Genomic DNA, 18979 nt, shown 5'->3' with positions numbered 1-18979 from the left:
TCATAGCTCAAATATTTTTATAGAAGGAGTCATTTTATCAAGATGAAATTGAAAAGCATTTCCCTAGTTACCGCACTCCTCGTTTCGCAGACCGTACTGGCTGTACCTGCCGTCCTGGCGCAATCGCCTGTTTCCGGTTCAGTCGTCCATGAGGAGAGCCTGCAAGATCACCAGGTACATACATCCACGAATACGGTAGCTGCCGGATCTGTGGACACAAAGGAAACCACAACCGAACCCCCGGCAATTCCAACAGTACCCGGTGACACAGACACAACGGCAACGGATTCGCAAGCTCCGGACGTTCCCCTGACGCCAGAGGAACCTGCGGAAAATACAGACACAACCGATCCATCTGGTGAAGATGGCGATAATGCGGCTGCCCCTTCAATTGGAGGAGGTCAGCTAATCCTTCATATGAACAGTACACGCATGGAGCACGATGGCCAGGTCTACACCTCCACTCAGCCCATGACGGTAAAGGACGGCGTATCCTATGTCAGCATCCGCTCCTTGGTAGATCGTGTTGGCTATGAAATAGCCTATGACTCAAGCACAAAAGAAACGATCATCAAATACGGCGAAGATGAGCTGCGCTTTTTGACCGATAGCAAGACTTACAAAGTCAACGGGGAGACCATGACGATGAAGGGCGCCAGCTACCAGGATAATAACGTATTCATGGTGCCGCTCACTTCCATCACACAAGCCCTCAACATTTCGTATAAAGTGGAAGACAAGAAGGTCATTATGCAGTTGTCCACCAAACCAGTCGCCTCCTTCACTGTACTGAACAACAAAATCATCGCCGGCGAGACGACTGTGATCTACCAAACGAAATCCTCTTCTCCGAGAGGCGTACAAATCGTCGATGAGAAGTGGGAAGGCCGCCAGGACATCTTCGAAGCCGCAGGAATCTATACGGTCTCCTACGCCGTCCAGGATGCCAATGGAGAGTGGAGCGATCCGTATATCCAGACAATTGTCGTCGTCAATCCAAATATTCCTCCTGTGGCCGAGTTCAAGACGGACAAGGCGGAATACAAAATGGGCGAGCCGATCACGATTACCGACCTAAGCTATGACGAAGATGGAGAGATCGTCGATCGTCAGTGGATGAACAACTATCCGGCATTCTTCACGCCGGGGCCGGTAACGATCCAACTGATCGTCACCGACCAGGACGGTGCCTCCGCGAAGGTGGAGCATACAATCAACATCACGACGGAGACTCTGTATACGTATGATGAGTTCTCCAGGCTATTTACTCCGGTCGGCAGCAACTTTATGATTAACGGCGGTGAGGCTTTGGGATACGAAAGGCTACCCTACACGTATTCAACAGAGCCGTATACGCTGTTCAAAGATAACGGCCCTGAGCCTGTGTCAACCGAAGGCGTGCTGTATAGAGACACGATCACTGGTCTTACCCGCTTCATGACTCACCACGTCAACAAGACCAATGAGAAAGGCAAAGTCTATATTATTGCCAAAAATATCAATGAGATTCCGGCCAATCTTGAAATCATCACCACAGGCATGGCTGGCCCGGACGTCTATGCTGAAATTACCGGTACAAAGTCCGTAGCGCGTTACTTCGAGAATTACCAGAACGACAGCAAGAAGAAAACGATTAGCCTGGAGCCTGGCGAAAGTAAAATCATTTTCGAGGATATGCATAAAATCGCGATGAAGCCGGAGGAGACAATCTCCTTCTTAGGCGACCTGTATAGCGATTCACCGATCGAATATACAAGCGTCTTCGTAAAAGACGGCCAAGATCCATTAGAGGTCGTCGACACTCTTCCTGTTCTCGATCCGATTCAATCGGTCATGCGCGGAACATTCACAGACTCCACGCGGATATTTGAGCATTACAACACGATCGGCGGTAATAAAAATTACCGTTTGTCCCTGACGGACAACGCTGCCGATCCGTTCCAAATCGGAGTCGATACGCCGCTTGAAATATCCAGCGTCAACGCAGGGAACTACGGAGTGATCTACAAACTCAAGCTGCGCGTCGCTCCACGTACCCTCATTACATTCAACCCACGCGGGGGTCTTTATATGGGAGCTGCTCTGGTCAATGGAAATCTCGTCAGCTTCTCCCATACGGGCAAAGACAATGTTTCCGGACAGACCAGCGTGCTGCATCGCACAGGCGACTCTGAGGAAATCGTAGAAATTTGGACGACGCCGTCCGCAGGAAGCAATCTGCCATTTTCTATTTTGTTCATGCCTCTTCCTAAGATTAAGCAGCAATGATGCAAGGATCGTGTACAAACCAACAGCCACCCCAGGCAGCACTGCTGCACAATGGGGTGGCTGTTTTATGGGTATTTACAAATAATAGCTAACTACTGCTGCGCTGTCTGCCGTCAAACATATGGCGAAAAGCGAGCCAAGGGTGCCTTAATAGCATTCGCGCTCCGGCATAGCGCATTACCTGCTTGATTTTCTCACGTTCCTGCGGAGCATAGCAGTGAATCGGGCAGTTTGCGCAGGTCGTCTTATCTTCGCCAAAGCGGCAATAGGTCAATCGCTTTTGACTATATTCGTACAAAGTATAGCAATCTTCGCATAACTGAGGACACGTATTTCTAATGCCGCTTATAGTGTTGCGCTTCTCTGCTTCCGGATGCATCCCCCGACAGTAAACCAAGATCATATGAGCAACGGTCACCTTCTCACGGCGGATTCTCGGCCCCTCGCACCTTGCTGCTCTAGCTTCAGATGTCATTCGCGTACAAGCCTCCTATTTCGATTTAACTGCGGATGTAGAAAACACATATTTCCAGGTTATCCCGTTACTTATAAGCAAAATAGCCAAATAAATATATACGCCATAGGTAACGAAGGTAGCTGCCCAATGCACCCCGCCTAACACGCCTAGCAACAGCATGAGCGGGATCATCCGCATCCCCTCGCTTTGCTGGGCCGCCTCAAAGGGCTGAGAGAAAGGCAGCGCTTTGGAGAAATAAGCGAATGAAATGACAGAATACAGCAGGATAGCGAAGCCGAACACCACCAGATCCAGAATAATATCCACACCAAATAGTAACGTAAAAATAAGGCTCTCTAGCATATAAAGCGGGAGCACGAGACGGGTCAGCCCCGCCACAATCGTTCCCCGATGGATGGCCGCCCCTTCAGCAATCGGAGCCGTATGATAAATCCAGGCCGCCTTATGCTTTCCCGAATAGCGCAGCATCATAATAATTGTTGGAACGAATAAAGCACAGAAATAAATAAACAAATGCAGCTTCGTTCCAGACAACCCTTGAACGCCGCTTTGTTGTAACTGCGTAAAAATAAATATAAACGGAAAGATGAGCGAGAATCCGAGAGATGGGTATACCTTCAGCTTAAACTCACGCTCATTGCCGATCATCGTCCAGGCAAAGCGGAAAAAGGCCTTCTCCTGCGGACCAACGGGCAGCAGCCCTGAGATGAATCGCTTCCAGTCTCTGCCCTTCTTGTCGCTCCGCTCCCCAGGATCAGCCAGCTTCTGGAGATTTCCCTCCAGCGATGGCATCAATTTAATATAGAGGAGTATCGCGAGAATGGGGACTAACAGAGCCAGTAGCGTAAAGCCGATAAATAACGGGTCGCGGCTGCCTTTCAGCAGCACCTCGAACGGTGCCCCAAACCAGACCGGGACAACGAAGACTTGCCACCATTTCGGCTGGAACATCACATCGAGGTTTACGACGTCAAACAGTCGGATCAGCAGCTGATAGCCGATCGTAATCACAATCGTAAAGCCGATCTGTACATAATTGATCATGTCCTTCAGCTTCTCGCCATCAAAGAACCGCAGTACGGCCAAGTACAACAACGCCGTAAGCACCACGACCAGTAAATCCATTAAAATCAATGTGAGCAAAAATAACAAAGAAAACAATACGCCATGCTTCAGCAAACCGACTACAAACGGAATTATGCCGATGGCTCCCGTCAGAAATACCATGTAGATGAAGACGTGAACGGTCTTCGCCATCGAAATCGTTTTCCGCTCTATCGGCTTCGTGCCCAGAATGTTCCGATCCCGCATATCAAGCAGCACAGAGGAGAAATCGGAGATAAGCGCGGTCAGCGTCATAAATATAAAGATGCCAAAGAGCAAGCTCATCTGAAAAATATAATTGTCACCCAGCAAGATAAAAGGTGAACTAAATGCGCCAAATAAGCTATACATCCACAAAGAACCTAGGAAGTTGTTGCTGTCCTTCGTCTCCTGCCGACCGGCGGATTTCCTGCCTTTATTTTTATTCATTAAGGTAGGTACTCTCCGGGCATCCATCATCAGCTTCACCTGCAAAATACGCCGCATGACGGCATAATCTACACCAGCTTTCTCAAACAGGCCTCGAAAACGATCCAATACGAGCAATGATTTGTAGTTTTTCATCCGTTACACCTCTTGGACGATACTTACAAACTGCTCAGCGATTGCTCTATGCTCATTAAAACCTGTAAGCTGGTTGAAAATTTGCTCCAGCGAGCCCTCCTGACTACGATCCTTCAGCTCCTCGAAGGTGCCGTCGGCAACAATCCGCCCGCCATCGAGCAGGATAATCCGGCTGCTGATCTTCTCGACGACCTCCATAATGTGAGAGGAGTAGAATATCGTTTTGCCGTTAGCCACCAGGATCGACAGCAGCTCTTTAACAACCATCACGCTATTCGCGTCCAAGCCGCTAAGAGGCTCGTCCAGGAACAAAATATCGGGATTATGCAGCAGGCTGGACGTGATTAACACCTTCTGCTTCATTCCTTTGGAATACGTTGCTATCCGCGTATCCACGGCATGTCCAAGACCGAATTGCTCCAGCAATCGTAAGGCCTTGTTCTCTGCATCCTGAGCAGTCATCCCGTATAGCTCCCCGATGAACGTTACATATTCCCTCGCCGTCAGCGTGTCGTATATTTCAGCAATTTCAGGAACATAACCGATTCTGCGTTTATATTCCACGTCCCCGTCCTTTGGGCTTTGGCCCAGGACGCTTACTTCCCCATCATAGCCGTCCACCAAACCGAGCATAATCTTCACCGTCGTGCTCTTACCTGCCCCGTTCGGCCCGATATATCCAATAATTTGTCCAGGATAGACCTCCAGATCAATTCCGTTCAGGACATACTTGTCCTCGAATTTCATCCGCAAATCCCGGATCGAAATTAGAGGTTCCTTTCGTTCATTCAACATCTTCGCCTCTTTTCCTCGAAACTAATATGCTAATATGCTGACTGTCCAGGTGATTTCAAACCAATGACCACTTCTTTTGTGTATCGTATCATTGTATACCGCGTCATACTTGAGCAAAATTTCACACTTTCATAGATATTATCCGGTATAAGTAAGATTTTCTCAATATAACTTCGCATCGTTAGCGTAATGTTCATACCGGATCGGTATACCGGCACCAAACTAAAAAAGACTGACCCCCGGCTATTCTAAGCTTGGAGTCAATCTCTATAGTTTAAATTATGAATTTTTCGGCATAAAACCACTAATATCTACGCCGAGTCCCTGTGCTACCCGCATGCCGTATTCTGCGTCTGCACGGAAGAAGTTGCACACCGCTCGAAGCTGGGTTTGTTCCGGTGTCTGACTCAAATCGTTCACCAGGTTTTGAATCAGATTGTTCTTCTCTTCCGCCGTAAAGCTGCGGTACAATTCCCCGGCCTGTGTGAAATCATCCGTCTTGGCGATACGCTCACGGCCCGCCTGCCCAGATAATGGCATCACGCTGTCGCGATAGGCAGGAACCTCCTTCGGACTGTCATCGAAGCTGTTCGGCTCATAATTGATCGGAGAAGAGTCTTGCTTCACGTTCATAAGGCCGTCTCTTTGGTGATTGCGCACCGGCGCATACGGGCAGTTGACTGGAATTTGCAGATAGTTTGCCCCTAAGCGGTAGCGCTGGGTATCCGGATAGGAGAACAATCTGCCTTGCAGCAGCTTATCCTCAGACGGCTCAATGCCTGGAACAAGCGCACTTGGCGAGAATGCAGACTGCTCGACCTCGGCGAAAAAGTTGTCGGGATTCCGGTTCAGCGTCATCGTGCCGACCTTCACCAGCGGATAGCTGTCTTCCGGCCATACTTTAGTGGGATCAAGCGGATCAAATCCCCAGCGATCCAGGTCTTCCACAGGCATCAGCTGCACATGCAGCTCCCACTCCGGGAACTTGCCCTGCTGAATATGATCGTAAAGATCGCGCGTAGCATGGTTGAAATCGCCTCCCTGCACTTCTTTTGCCTCATCCGCCGTCAGAGTAACGACACCTTGCTTCGACTTCCATGTGTATTTAACGTAAGTAACTTTGCCTGCGGCATTTACCCATTTGAAAGCATGCACGCCAAATCCATCCATTTGACGGTAGTTGGCGGGTGTCCCGTTATCAGAAAAGAGCCAGGTCATCATATGCGTGGACTCGGTAGATAGTGTCATGAAATCCCAATACCGGGCAGGCTCCTGAACGTTGGTGGCCGGCGACGGCTTCAAGGAGTGAACCATGTCCGGAAATTTGATGGCATCGCGAATGAAAAATACAGGAATATGGTTGCCTACGAGATCGTAGTTCCCTTCCTCAGTATAGAACTTCACTGCAAATCCCCTTGGATCACGTGCAGTCTCCGGAGATCCCGTCCCATGGATGACCGTCGAGAAGCGAACGAACACCGGCGTTTCTTTGCCAGCCTCTTGCAGGAAATGAGCCCGCGTATACGGCGCCATGCTGCTCTCCGTCACGAATACTCCATGTGCTCCAGCCCCCCGAGCGTGAACGACCCGTTCTGGAATACGCTCCCTGTCGAAATGGGCCAACTTCTCTAGTAAATGATAATCCTCCAGCAGTGCAGGCCCGTTCTGCCCAGCCGTTCTTGAATTTTGATTGTCTCCTACCGGAGCACCTTGGTTCGTTGTCATCCAATTCATCATCTATATCATCCTTTCGCGCTATGCGGTTATATTTAGACTTAATCTAAGTTCTGTAATAGATATTACCATGTTCTGATACCCGCTTGCATGAAGTCCAAATGAGGGATCTATGAAGAAACCATGTGAAAATGAAGCGAAATCTTCATCATCTCTTCATTGCCATTATATAGGTGCTTTTCGCGATCCTTTTTGAACAGATTTCGATTGGGTTGGGTTAAGCAAGGAAGGATTGGATATGGATTGGATGTGGATAGGTATGAATAGATGTAGATAGATGTAGTTGGATGCAGTTGGATGTAGATAGGTGTGGAAAGATGTGGTTGGATGTAGTTGGATGTAGATAGGTGTGGAAAGATGTGGTTGGATATAGATGGGTTCCGTGTAGCTATTTATAGTTCGTTGCCGATTTCCCCCAATTAGATGGATTTCATGTAACTAGAACCCGCTTTTCACGCATAACTCCCTTAATCCCCTCTTTTACCTACAGGGAATCCAGTTCATTGTACATATCGCTATAGACAACTTAATTTAAATACAACTAATACAGCTATGCCCCCATGTGTCAAAGCTCCGAAATCATAGTTTGGTGTATAAATACAACCAACACAGCTAATCACGTGCGGAGTCATGGAGTGATACCTAGCTTCATTCATTAAATATAAAATTACAATTTCATAAAAACGACTGACGCCGACTGAGGTTCTAGATTCATCCGAGTGCAGTTCTTAATTCATCAAGCCTCGCCGATATTCATGAATAACTAATAATATGTAGAGAAACATTAATTTAGATTACCTATAAATCGGCAGTGGTTTGAGTTGTGACCAGCCTTCGAGAAAGGTGAATGCCCATGCCTGAATCCGTTATAAATGGCTACAAGATGCACTACATGGATCGGGGAAATGGAACAGCCATCGTGTTCATCCATCCGCCAGTGCTAACAAGCAAAAATTTTAAATACCAAATCAAGCAGTTGTCGAGCCATTTTCGAACCATCGCCTTCGATATCAGAGGCCACGGCCAGAGCGAGCCCTCCAATGAAAGCGTGACTTACCCATTAATCGTCGAAGACATCAAGCTCTTACTAGATAAGCTACAAATCGACAAGGCTTGTTTATGCGGTTATTCGACAGGCGGCTCCATCGTGCTTGAATTCCTGTTAACCTATCCTGAGCGTGCATTAGGCGGTATTGTGATCGGGGGAATGTCGGAAGTCAGCGATACCAAGCTAAGGAGCAAGATATTTCTCGCTTCCATTCTCTCCCGTGCGGGTGCGGTCGGAGCCCTCGCCCTAACTATTGCCTGGAGGCAAGCGAGAGCAAAGCTGCCCCTGATTCGGGTATTATATAACGATGCCAAAAAAGGAGATTCCAAAAATGCCAAACAGTATTATCAATATAGCCTGGGTTATAACTGTACCCCCCAACTGAGGTTAATCTCCCATCCTGTTCTGCTGATTTACGGAGAGAAGGACAAAGCGTTCTACCGCTACGCTAAGCTGCTTCATCAGCAATTACCGAACAACGAGCTTGTCTTCATTCAACAAATGGGCCATCAAATCCCTACAAAAGCAGCAAGAACATTAAACAGGCTAATTCGGCAATTCCTCGGTCACTGCAGCCCATAGTCCTGGCAAATCCAAAAACCTCGCCTTTGGCGAGGTTTAGATTTGTCTGGCTGGATTCACAGATTGGGGTTCTTGGACCTTTTGAATAATGTCCTCCAACCTTCTGAACCTCGGAGTTGTTCGCAATACTGTCATCCACGATTCCCGCGTTGCTCAGGCCAAGTTCTACCGCATTCATGATAGCTGGGGCAATCGCAAATCAACCCGCATTTCCTCTATAACACCCTGCATTCCGTGTATTGGGAGTCGATGGCTTTAACAGGGCGACCCAATAAAGCAAGTGAGATGATCGAGGATTTAGCCGATATTCTCTCATACTCCTTCAGCAACCCGACGAAATCGGTCACCTGGGGGGGAGGAAATCGCCAATTCAATCAGTTATGTCAATATTCAGAAGAAACGATATAAGGATAAATTTGATGTAATTTTCGAATATGAGGAGGAAATTACGGAACGGTACACGATGAAGCTGCTCCTGCAACCGCTGCTGGAGAATAGCATCTACCACGGCATTAAGGAAAAGGAAGGACCGGGACTGGTCAAGGTGAAATTTATGCGCAATGAGGAGCAACTGCGCGTCGCCGTCATCGACAACGGCATCGGCATCAACCCCGAAGCGCTGGCGAAAATCCAGCGCCGGCTCGAATCGGATGAAGAGCGGACGAAACATGTCGGCATGTTCAACACGAACAAACGACTACGGCTAATGTACAACCACATGTACAGCTTCCGGATTCGCAGCAAGCCGGGTTTGGGCACCCTGATTGAGATAGTTCTCCCCGTACAGAAAGAGCGGCATGAATAATCATGCTGCTCTTTGAATTTAACTGGGGCGTCAATTTGTTTAACTTTGCTTGCACCCGTCTAACTTAAATTGGGTAGAGGTCGTGTGTCCCCTGGATTTACACTTTATTCTGTTTGCGGTACTGCAGCGGGGAACGCTTGACTATCTGCTTGAACACTCTCCCGAAATGAGCAATGCTATCAAAGCCCGTCTTATCGGCAATAGCCGTGATCCTGTGTTCCGTCTCCTTCAATAGCGTCTGAGCTTCCCGAATACGTACATAGTTCAAGTACTCGATCACGGTAAAGCCTGTGGTCTGCTTGAAAATGCGGCATAAGTATGTCTCGCTGATGTAGAAATGCTCCGCAATACTTTGCAGAGTCAACCGCTCCGCGTAATGAGCATTCAAATATTCGAGAATACGGTAGACCCTTCTCTGTTTCTCGCTAGACTCGGGCAGAACAGGCTCCGGGGCAGCCTCCCGTATGCGGCCGATCAAAATGAGCAGCTGAAGGATCAGCGCCTGCAAATATGGCATATATCCCATGGCAGCTTCCTTTTGCTCGTCCAGCATAGCATGGAGAATATCTACAATCCGCCCTTGCTCTTGCACATCCGGCCGCAGCAGGAAGCTCTCTCCCTGAAACAGCGGCAGCTCTCCAGCCCCCAGCTCAAGCAGCGGCTCTATGAATGCATCGTCAAAATTGATCAAGATCCGTTCATGCGTAGAGCGGCCTTTGCTCGTTGTCCGGTGCAACTGATTCTTGTTAATGAACAACAGATCGCCGACCTGGAGCGCATAAATCCGGTCATTCACATAGTAATATCGTTCCCCGGACAGCAAATAGTAGATTTCGTAGCTTTCATGAAAATGATCAGAGTCCATATTGAATGTCCCGGTTCGCTTGATCTGTTCGACATCAAAAAAAGGCAGAGTATCCATTCAACATCCCTCGCTGCTAAATTAGGATAATATATGCATAGTTTATAACAAAATGACTAAGAAACGCTTAGATTTTTACATTTCATATACTATAAGATAGATTCAAACCAATGTAAATGGAGTGATCACCTTGTCCAAGAAAAAGTATGTCATCGTAGGTGTCGGAGGCCGGGCTGAATTTTTCTATAGTGAGCTAATTACTACGTATAAGGAAACCTCGGAGCTGGTAGCCATTTGCGACGTCAACCAGACGAGAATGAACTACACGAATAAGCTGTTGAAGGACAAATACAACTATCATGAAGTACCGACATACAAAGCGGAAGACTTTGACCGGATGATCGAGGAAACAAAGCCGGACTATGTGCTTGTTTGTACGATTGATCGCACGCACCATAAATATATCGTTCGCGCGATGGAGCTAGGCTGTGACGTCATTTCCGAAAAGCCAATGACCGTGGACGAGGAAAAATGCCAGGAAATCTTCGACGCTATCGAACGGACGGGCCGTGATTTGCGCGTCACGTTCAACTATCGCTACGCTCCACATAATACGAAAATCCGCGAAGTCATTATGGATGGAACGCTGGGTGAAATTCTGTCCGTGAATTTCGAATGGCTGCTGAACACGCAGCACGGAGCCGATTACTTCCGCAGGTGGCACCGCGATAAACGTAATAGCGGCGGGCTGCTCGTGCACAAATCTACGCATCACTTTGACCTCATGAATTTCTGGCTCGATTCCAAGCCAGATACCGTATTCGCGATGGGCGACCTGCGCTTCTACGGCAAAGAAAATGCCGAGAAGCGCGGAGTGACCGAGTTCTATCAGCGTGCCTATGGTAGTAAGGCTGCCGAGAACGATCCTTTTGCCCTGCACCTGGATCGAAACGAGCATTTGAAATGCTTGTATCTGGATGCTGAGCATGAGGATGGGTATCAGCGCGACCAAAGTGTGTTCGGGGATAACATCAGCATTGAAGATACGATGAGCGTGATGGTGAAATACAAGAATAAGACCGTCATGAATTATTCACTGAACGCATATTTGCCGTGGGAAGGCTTCATCATCGTTTTCAATGGCACGAAAGGGCGTATGGAGGTGCGGGTGACCGAACAATCCTACGTCAATTCGGGCGGCAAGAAAGAGAACGAAGGTGCGCTGGAGGGCCTAGACATTGTTGTCTATCCTCATTTTGCGGAGCCTTACAAAGTTGAAGTCGAACAAGCCTCCGGCGGGCACGGCGGCGGAGATCCTGTTATGCTGCGCGACCTCTTCGAGAAGAAGCAAGAGGATCGCTTCAATCGCGCTGCCTCCCATATCGACGGCGCCCTGTCCATTATGACGGGCATTGCCGCCAACCGCTCGATCCGCACCGGACAGCCGGTGAAGATCGATGATTTGTTTCAGGTATAGAGAGGGGCTTAGGAGCTTTCGCTAAGAGCCTTCGCAGAAGAGCCTTTGCTGAAGGGCCTACCTTCGCTGAAGAGTCTTCGTTGAAGAGCCTTCGCTGTAGGACCTTCACTGTAACCACTGCGGCGAGGGCTTGAGGGCTTTTATGGGGAGGGCTTTTGTGTGGGGAGTGTGGGGGGTGTATTATTAGGCGAGATAACGCTTGTATGCGATAATTCTGTGTGCTAGGTCTAGCTGAAAACTAACTACTAGGACTAACTACTGCTACTACTACTAGCAAAGTAAAGAAATAAGATCAGATCAAATCAGATTCGGTATAGATTCATGTAAATGTACTATTGATCTATGAGTAGATGATCACCATAAGCTAATGTATCATGGAGTCTGTAAAATAGTTTGTGTAAACTCCAAAACCTATTAAAATGGAACTAATAGAAAGGTTGGGAGAATACATGGGACTTTGGACGAAACAACAGTTGCGCGACTTCATTAAAGAGAATAATCTGGTAACGGCACAGGATGCTCAAAACGCATTAAAGAACCTGTTTGCAGAAACAATCCAGGAGATGCTCGAAGCGGAGATGGAAACACATCTGGGCTATGCCAAGCACGACATCACGGCGAAAGCAACGTCAAACAGCCGTAATGGCAAAAGCAAGAAAACTGTCGTCAGTGAGTATGGTGAGCAAGAAATAATCGTACCCCGTGATCGCTTGGGCGAGTTTGAACCGCTTGTGGTGAAGAAGCATCAGTCCAATGTCACAGGCATTGAGGAACAGATCATTGCGCTTTACGCGAAGGGCGTCAGCACGCGTGAAATTCAAGATCATCTACAGCAGTTGTATGGCATCGAAGTCTCCCCGACACTGATCTCGAACGTGACAAACAAGGTTATCCCTATGGTTAAGGAATGGCAAAATCGGCCGCTACAGAGCGTATATGCCGTTGTCTTTCTCGACGCCATTCATTTCAAAGTGAAGCAAGACGGAGCTATTGTCAACAAGGCGGCTTACATGGTCATCGGCATCGATCTGGACGGGAATAAAGACGTCCTAGGCATGTGGATTGGCGAAAACGAGTCGGCCAAGTTCTGGCTCAATGTCTTGAACGAGTTAAAAAACCGCGGCGTACAAGACATTCTCATTACGTGTGTCGATAATCTAACCGGTTTCTCGCAAGCGATAAGCGCTTGTTATCCCGCTACAGAAATTCAGAAGTGCATCATCCATCAAATCCGTAATTCAACGCGCTACGTGTCCTACAAGGACTTGAAGAAGGTGACTGCCGATCTGAAGCCGATCTACAAAGCAGCAACCGAAGAAGCGGCGCTTGTGGAGCTAGATCGCTTTGAGGAGGAGTGGGGCAAAAAGTATCCTCTGATCGTCCGTTCTTGGCGCAACAACTGGAGCGAGCTCGCTACATTCTTCAAGTACCCGCCGGAAATTCGCAAGTTGATCTACACCACGAACATGATCGAGAGTTATCACCGTCAACTGCGCAAAGTGACAAAAGGCAAAAGCATCTTTCCGAGCGACGAGGCTCTCCTTAAAATGCTGTATTTATCCACAATGGACGTTGTACGGAAATGGACGGGCCGTGTTCAGAACTGGGGACAAATGCTGCTACAGTTTTCGGTTTTCTTCCCTGATCGCGTGGGTCAGCACTTGAGGTAGGGGGGCGGAGTCCCCCTCTAAGCATCACCCTCTACATTCGTTTACACAAAATTCTTGACAGACCCTCACAACACTCATTCAAACACAACTACAGCAATGGATCGCTGGCTTGCCCAGTTACATCAAGGCTTATTTGCCGATTTCAAGCTGCGAAAGTTGAGCCACTAACATACAACATTCAACTTCCGCAACATTCCACTCCCACTAACATGCAACATTCAACTTCCACTAGCATTCCACTCCCACTAACTTGCAACATTCAACTTCCGCAACATTCCACCCCCACTAACTTGCAACATTCAACTTCCGCAACATCCTAATCCTACTAACATTCTACTCCCGCTAACTTGCAACTTTTACTTAATATATTTCTATCCGTTCTTTCCGTTCTATCCGTTCAATCCGTTCTTTCCGTTCAATCCTGATCCTGCTTGATGCCTTCTCACTTCCTTCGTCATCTCCGGCACGGAAATCAACACGCCGCTGGATAAGTACCAATAGCTAGCTAGCATTAAGGTAGATAATTTTTCCGTGCTTAGGGCATTCGTTCATCCAACATGCCAATAAGTCTGAATCTATTTAAAACTAATCCGGCGTCGTTCCCGTGCTGAGGCCAACCCCGCTTCCAGGACGCGCATGCCTTGAACGGCATCATCCGGAGAAAAAAGCTTCGGCTGTATCCCGAATACGGCTTTGGCCAGATCATCCACTTCCATGGTATAAGGATCGGCTTTGTCTTCATGCCCCTCTATCCGGCTTACGCCACGAACCGTAACCGTATATGAGGCGTCCTCATCATCCCCTACAGTAAAAGCATGCGGGATATCGATGCGCCCCTCGCTGCCGACGATTTCCAGCAGTTGGCGATGCTCGGTCCACATGCCACAATCAAAGGTTAGCGCCAGGCCGCCAGCAAACTCCAGTATTCCAGCTGCCATCATGTCCACGCCAAAATGCTTATCGGAGAACTGGGCGTGCACAGTAATTGCCTCGGGCTCTTGCCCGAGAATGAAGCGAGCCGCGCTGATGGGGTAGCAACCCACATCGTAAAGCGCACCCCCTCCCCATTCCGGCCGCAACCGGATATTATCTAGATCCTCTGCATTGTTATAGGTGAACGCGCCACGAATCAACCGCAGCTCGCCCAGCTCCCCGCTCTCAATAATCTCCCGAATTCTCTTCCAGCGCGGATGATGCCTGTACATAAAGGCCTCGGCAAGAACGACGCCTTCTTGCTTCGCGACGGCCGCCATTTCCTTAGCCTCCTCGCTGGTAAGCGCTATCGGCTTTTCGCACAGCACATGCTTACCCGCCCTCATAGCACGAATCGCCCACTCTTTATGTAAATGATTCGGGAGTGGGATGTATACGGCCTCAATCGTCGCATCTTCAATAAGCTCTTCATAGCTGCCATAAGCTGTCGTTATGCCGAATTGCTCCGCTACCGACCGACTCTTCTCCAAATCCCGACTCGCCACCGCGGCAAGAACGCCGTACTCTGATTTCTGAATCGCCGGCATCACATCTTTGATGGCAATCCCTGCACACCCGAGTATTCCATATCGAAGCTTCTTATTCATCGTATATTCCCCTTCCTGTAAGCGCATTATTCTCTCCCCATTGTACAACCGGTCTATATCCAAACACAACGAGAAACCAGGCAATAAACGATCGAGCCAACATGGGAATCCTCCAATTTGGACATAGTATTAGAAGCAGCACGACCTTGCAGCAAAGGAGGCTCTGGCTTAAATGGACAGTACACATGAATTCGTCGAAAAAATGCATGATAAGCAAGAAAAAGATCGCCGCAACAAAGAACGGCACGGCAAAGGCAACCCCGCTGGACAACTATCCACTAAGCAGCATAGCACGCAAAAATAAGTGCACATGGCAAAGGCCATTCTCAGAAAATCGCTGAGAATGGCCCTTTAACTATTTGCGCAGATACAGTTCAAGCAAGGAAGCTATTTCCGCTTCTCGCTGGCAATATACTCATTTGGAACGTCGCCGCCGTGCGTATTATGGTTCTTGAACTGGCTTAAGCGACCATTACCGCCCTCGCCGCCGTTTCCCATGGTTTGGTTCTGTCCATTGCTGCTGCCATTCCCCGCTGATTCACGAAGTTCCATATTACGATCTTTGCGATCCGTCATGGTTTATACGCCTCCTAAATGAGATGTTTTCTAAATGAGATGTCTTATGATTAAGTAAGGAACCGAATGCTCGGCTGTCTCCTCCATTTAGAGTTCGACATCGGAGGTTGTTTTATGCGGCCTAGCTTATGGCGTACTATCGCTTACGATGTGGTTGTCCGTCAAGTCCGTCATTTTAACGTCAAGCATCGAGCGTTGGAAGCCTCAGCAATGTGAATTCTAATGTTATCCGAAGCGAGTTATTCCTTGATCGTTACCTTGACTGGAGAATACTCCGCGATCACCGTCTGTCCGTGTACAGATACGCTGCCTTCGGGCGTCAGATCCTTTTCCGTCATAATACCAAGAGCAATCGTGAATTTATTGAACTTAATCGGAACTCCTTTTTCCCGGCGAATCTCGTTGCCGTTTAAATAGAAGATGACCTCGTCCTCGCCGCGGTTATACGTAATTTTGTAATTGTTGAACTCCCGCGCTTTAAAATCCGTATCCTCTTTGAACACGCAGAAGAAGCGCGTCTTATCGCTCGGTGGCACCTCGACGCCCGGGAACGGCAGAACTGCATACACACTCGCATATTTATCATTTCCAGCAAAAAAGTCGAGCGCAGCTCCTGTCGTGAAATCCAAAAGATTCAAGGAGACATAGCCGTCATAAAGATCGCCCGGCACCGTATTTTGGGTGCGAGCCCGCATATCCAGCTCAAAGCTGATTTCACCGTTCTCCGGAACTTCAATTTCCTCCACGGAATAGTACATGTGCTTCGCATTATCCAAGATTTGCACATGATCATGCTTCCGGCTGAGCGGCGCGCGAACATACAGGAGGCCGTTACGTACGATGACGACCGCATCCGGCTCACGGTATTCCCAGAACGAGCCATCCGGTAGTGGGAACCCGCCGATTTTCCACACCTGTCCTTCATTTAAAATTGTATGAAAGTCGCCAATGATCCGCTGCTTGTCCATTTATATCCTCTCACTTTCCTAATGTTATTCTGTGAATTAGAATATCCTAATTATTGCAGAATCCCCTGAATCAAAAGAGCCACGATCATTACGAAGCCGCAGCGTATTGAAGCCTTTACCGAAGCGCCCATCAACGGCAAATAAGCGGCCGGAGCATTATGCTCCTGCAACCGACCATAGACGCGGTAGATCGGAATCGCCGTTAACAGTGCGGCCAGCGCATATACCGGAAGTATGCCCATTCCAACGCATAACAATAAAGATGCGTAAGCCAATATCAGCAGCGTTTTGGAGAAGCTGAGCGCTCGCTTTTCGCCCCATACGACGACCAGCGTATTTTTGCCCGCTTCCTTGTCCGCCTGCCAATGCAAAAAGTGATGGTTGAACAGGACCAGCGTCGTCAACAAACCGATGGGAAGCGACAACAGCACCGAACGCCAGCTCAAATCACCCGTTTGCACATAATAAGATCCCATGATCGGCAGTACCCCAAATGACAGTAAAATCGCCAGCTCGCTAAAGCCTTTGCCGCGGTACCCGAATTTAATCGGGGGCGCCACATAGAAATAAGCAATCAGCCCACCGAGAGCACCAAATACGAGAACCGGCCAGCCGCTATACAAGCTAAGAACGACACCGCAGAGCACGCCCAATCCTAGCAAAGACCAAGTTAGCCTCGCAAAGGCTTGCTCTGACATGATCCCCCCGGCAAGAAATCCAGAATTGGTGGAAATCGCCTCCGGTGTATTTTTGGCCGCCGTATCCGTCCCGTTTCGGTAGTCCCACAAATCATTGATCATGTTCGAGAAAAGATGTGCCGCCCCTGCGCCAATCAATGTAATGGTGAAAAGTACCGGATGAAATTCCCCTTTCCAGACATAAGCGCCCAGCGCTCCAAGAAAAACAGGAATAAGCATAACGGGAATGACCTGAAACCGGGATGCCTTTCTGAACAAAGTCCATTTATTCACCCGCCACCTCACACTCCTTCATATATTATAATAAATCCAATCCACCATTATCGATTATACCGGATGTATTCCTGTACTGCTTACGGTAAAATTTTGTGCATGTCCCATTTTGCTAGACTAAAGTCCAGTTTCTTTCTTCCCCAGAGACCGAAGATGAGGAGCAATAAATATAGTATGCTAATCGTAATTCAATACATATGTAAAGGAGAACCTATATGCGTCGTATGTCTTGGCTTGGACCGTTAATGATTTTAGCGGGCGTTTACTTGTTTTTCTTCCAAAAAGAGGCGGTGTCTATGGGCAGCCTGTTCGGCAATTTTTGGCCTACACTGTTCATCATTCCGCTCGGACTATTCTTTCACTGGATGTACTTTTCCCTCACCGAGCGCCGTGGAACCGGCTTGCTTATCCCCGGAGGTATTCTGTTCACGGTCGGCATCGTCTGCCAGCTCTCCACTTTATTCGATAGCTGGGGATACCTGTGGCCCGGATTCATTCTCGCTCCTGCGGTCGGATTGTTTGAATTCTACTGGTTCGGAAACCGAAACAAATGGTTGCTGGTTCCAATCAACATCCTTGGTGTCCTGTCTCTCATGTTCTTCGCAATGATAGCTTTTGGGACCCTGTATAATCGTGTGGTATTCGGACAGCCCGTGCTCGCGATTGCCCTAATTGCGATTGGCGCTGGAATCATGTTTGCCCCGAAAAAGAATAAACTCTAAAGAAGTTTGACAAAAGGTTAGATCCCTTATATAATCTGCTCAAAGTACATATATCCAACGTTGGATATCTAATGACATCTATAGATGACAAAGGATGATGGTAAGGTGACTAATCTGATCTTGCTAGCCCTGCTGCGCGAACGGCCCATGCATGGGTACGAGCTCCAACAGCTTATCCAGAACAGCCGGATGGACACCTGGACGAATTTATTGTCGGGCTCGATTTACTACGCGCTCAATAAAATGGAGCAGGACGGTCTCCTGCGAACGGAAGCGGAGGAGCGGACGGGTGCACGCCTGCGTAAAATATATGCGATCACCGACGCCGGCGAGGAAATGTTCCAGCACATGCTGCGGCAATCCCTGACTTTGTCCCCCCACTCCGTCAAATCGGACTTCTCCCTTGGCCTCATGTGGATCGAGCAGCTTCCACCGGAGGAAGCCATTAGCCTGCTGAAGCAAAATCTGCAGCAATTAGAAAAGACGCTGGAGCTATGGCATGTCGGCAGAGAAATTAAAGGACAATACGGCCTTTCTCCTTTTGCCGAAGCCTCCTTCGACAACGCCATGGCCTTACTGGAGCTGGATATTCAATATGTAAAACGCATTATTCAGCTAATGGAACAGAAAAGGTCAGCTGGTTCCTAGGCCGACATTAGCAAAATGCCTGCTCTTCACTGCTCTTTTCGTTCTTGCCTACTGTACCTGTTCATCACGGGATAGCAGGCCATTTTTTCACCCAAATACCCAACATTGGATATATAATATTGAATAA

The 18979-nt window shown here is 48.3% G+C and carries 18 protein-coding genes; 9 read left to right on the top strand and 9 right to left on the bottom strand.

All coding sequences use genetic code 11. The features are described 5' to 3' along the window. Positions 1–42 precede the first annotated feature (42 nt). A complete protein-coding gene (locus tag EIM92_RS05920) occupies positions 43–2268 on the top strand; it encodes a copper amine oxidase N-terminal domain-containing protein (protein WP_246021214.1) in 2226 nt (741 codons plus the stop codon). Between the two features lie 88 nt (positions 2269–2356). Here EIM92_RS05920 and EIM92_RS05915 read toward each other — a convergent pair whose 3' ends face one another. The 4 genes from EIM92_RS05915 to EIM92_RS05900 all read right to left on the bottom strand — a co-directional run bounded on the left by EIM92_RS05915 (position 2357) and on the right by EIM92_RS05900 (position 6946). Further along, the gene (locus tag EIM92_RS05915) at positions 2357–2743 is read right to left on the bottom strand and encodes a nitrous oxide-stimulated promoter family protein (protein ID WP_125081893.1); all 387 of its coding nucleotides are present in this window, start codon (positions 2741–2743) and stop codon (positions 2357–2359) included. A gap of 15 nt (positions 2744–2758) precedes the next feature. Beyond that, positions 2759–4414 carry a hypothetical protein gene (locus EIM92_RS05910; RefSeq protein ID WP_125081892.1) on the bottom strand — a complete coding sequence of 552 codons (1656 nt, stop codon included), beginning with the start codon at positions 4412–4414 and terminating at the stop codon, positions 2759–2761. A gap of 3 nt (positions 4415–4417) precedes the next feature. Further along, a complete protein-coding gene (locus tag EIM92_RS05905; RefSeq protein ID WP_125081891.1) occupies positions 4418–5209 on the bottom strand; it encodes an ABC transporter ATP-binding protein in 792 nt (263 codons plus the stop codon). Positions 5210–5488: 279 nt separating this feature from the next. After that, positions 5489–6946 (bottom strand): catalase, encoded by a 1458-nt coding sequence (locus EIM92_RS05900; RefSeq protein ID WP_211344430.1) that lies wholly within the window; start codon positions 6944–6946, stop codon positions 5489–5491. Between the two features lie 850 nt (positions 6947–7796). Here EIM92_RS05900 and EIM92_RS05895 point away from each other — a divergent pair. The 3 genes from EIM92_RS05895 (at position 7797) to EIM92_RS24105 (ending at position 9378) form a co-directional block, all read left to right on the top strand. After that, the gene (locus EIM92_RS05895) at positions 7797–8573 is read left to right on the top strand and encodes an alpha/beta fold hydrolase (RefSeq protein WP_125081890.1); all 777 of its coding nucleotides are present in this window, start codon (positions 7797–7799) and stop codon (positions 8571–8573) included. Positions 8574–8822: 249 nt separating this feature from the next. Then, positions 8823–8981, top strand: a complete 159-nt coding sequence (locus EIM92_RS24110; protein WP_246021212.1) for a hypothetical protein — start codon at positions 8823–8825, stop codon at positions 8979–8981. Positions 8982–9036: 55 nt separating this feature from the next. After that, on the top strand, positions 9037–9378 hold the full coding sequence (locus tag EIM92_RS24105; protein ID WP_246021210.1) for a sensor histidine kinase: 342 nt from the start codon (positions 9037–9039) through the stop codon (positions 9376–9378). A 97-nt stretch (positions 9379–9475) separates the two neighbouring features. On the opposite strand, the gene EIM92_RS05885 is transcribed toward EIM92_RS24105, so the two are convergent. Then, positions 9476–10300: a helix-turn-helix transcriptional regulator gene (locus tag EIM92_RS05885; protein ID WP_125081889.1), complete on the bottom strand. Its 825-nt coding sequence runs from the start codon at positions 10298–10300 to the stop codon at positions 9476–9478. 130 nt (positions 10301–10430) lie between these two features. On the opposite strand from EIM92_RS05885, the gene EIM92_RS05880 reads away from it, so the two are divergent. Then, the gene (locus EIM92_RS05880; protein ID WP_125081888.1) at positions 10431–11717 is read left to right on the top strand and encodes a Gfo/Idh/MocA family oxidoreductase; all 1287 of its coding nucleotides are present in this window, start codon (positions 10431–10433) and stop codon (positions 11715–11717) included. A 449-nt stretch (positions 11718–12166) separates the two neighbouring features. Further along, positions 12167–13387: an IS256 family transposase gene (locus EIM92_RS05875; RefSeq protein ID WP_125081887.1), complete on the top strand. Its 1221-nt coding sequence runs from the start codon at positions 12167–12169 to the stop codon at positions 13385–13387. Positions 13388–13962: 575 nt separating this feature from the next. Here the strand turns inward: EIM92_RS05875 and EIM92_RS05870 are convergent. Continuing rightward, entirely contained in the window at positions 13963–14967 is a 1005-nt protein-coding gene (locus EIM92_RS05870) for a Gfo/Idh/MocA family protein (protein ID WP_125081886.1), read from the bottom strand. A 172-nt stretch (positions 14968–15139) separates the two neighbouring features. Here EIM92_RS05870 and EIM92_RS05865 point away from each other — a divergent pair, with 172 nt between their 5' ends. Then, a complete protein-coding gene (locus tag EIM92_RS05865) occupies positions 15140–15271 on the top strand; it encodes a DUF4023 domain-containing protein (RefSeq protein ID WP_125081885.1) in 132 nt (43 codons plus the stop codon). Positions 15272–15354: 83 nt separating this feature from the next. Here EIM92_RS05865 and EIM92_RS05860 read toward each other — a convergent pair whose 3' ends face one another. The 3 genes from EIM92_RS05860 to EIM92_RS05850 form a co-directional block, all read right to left on the bottom strand. Further along, entirely contained in the window at positions 15355–15543 is a 189-nt protein-coding gene (locus EIM92_RS05860; RefSeq protein WP_125081884.1) for a hypothetical protein, read from the bottom strand. A gap of 239 nt (positions 15544–15782) precedes the next feature. Then, on the bottom strand, positions 15783–16511 hold the full coding sequence (locus EIM92_RS05855; protein ID WP_125081883.1) for a DUF6081 family protein: 729 nt from the start codon (positions 16509–16511) through the stop codon (positions 15783–15785). 50 nt (positions 16512–16561) lie between these two features. After that, entirely contained in the window at positions 16562–17482 is a 921-nt protein-coding gene (locus EIM92_RS05850; RefSeq protein WP_125081882.1) for a prenyltransferase, read from the bottom strand. A gap of 215 nt (positions 17483–17697) precedes the next feature. Between EIM92_RS05850 and EIM92_RS05845 the strand changes: the two genes are divergently transcribed. Both EIM92_RS05845 and EIM92_RS05840 read left to right on the top strand, forming a co-directional pair. Beyond that, positions 17698–18204 (top strand): hypothetical protein, encoded by a 507-nt coding sequence (locus EIM92_RS05845; protein WP_125081881.1) that lies wholly within the window; start codon positions 17698–17700, stop codon positions 18202–18204. 105 nt (positions 18205–18309) lie between these two features. Then, entirely contained in the window at positions 18310–18852 is a 543-nt protein-coding gene (locus tag EIM92_RS05840) for a PadR family transcriptional regulator (protein ID WP_125081880.1), read from the top strand. Positions 18853–18979: the final 127 nt, after the last annotated feature.

This window comes from Paenibacillus lentus, assembly GCF_003931855.1.
Lineage (GTDB): Bacteria > Bacillota > Bacilli > Paenibacillales > Paenibacillaceae > Fontibacillus > Fontibacillus lentus.
This window is presented reverse-complemented; position numbering and strand designations above follow the sequence as displayed.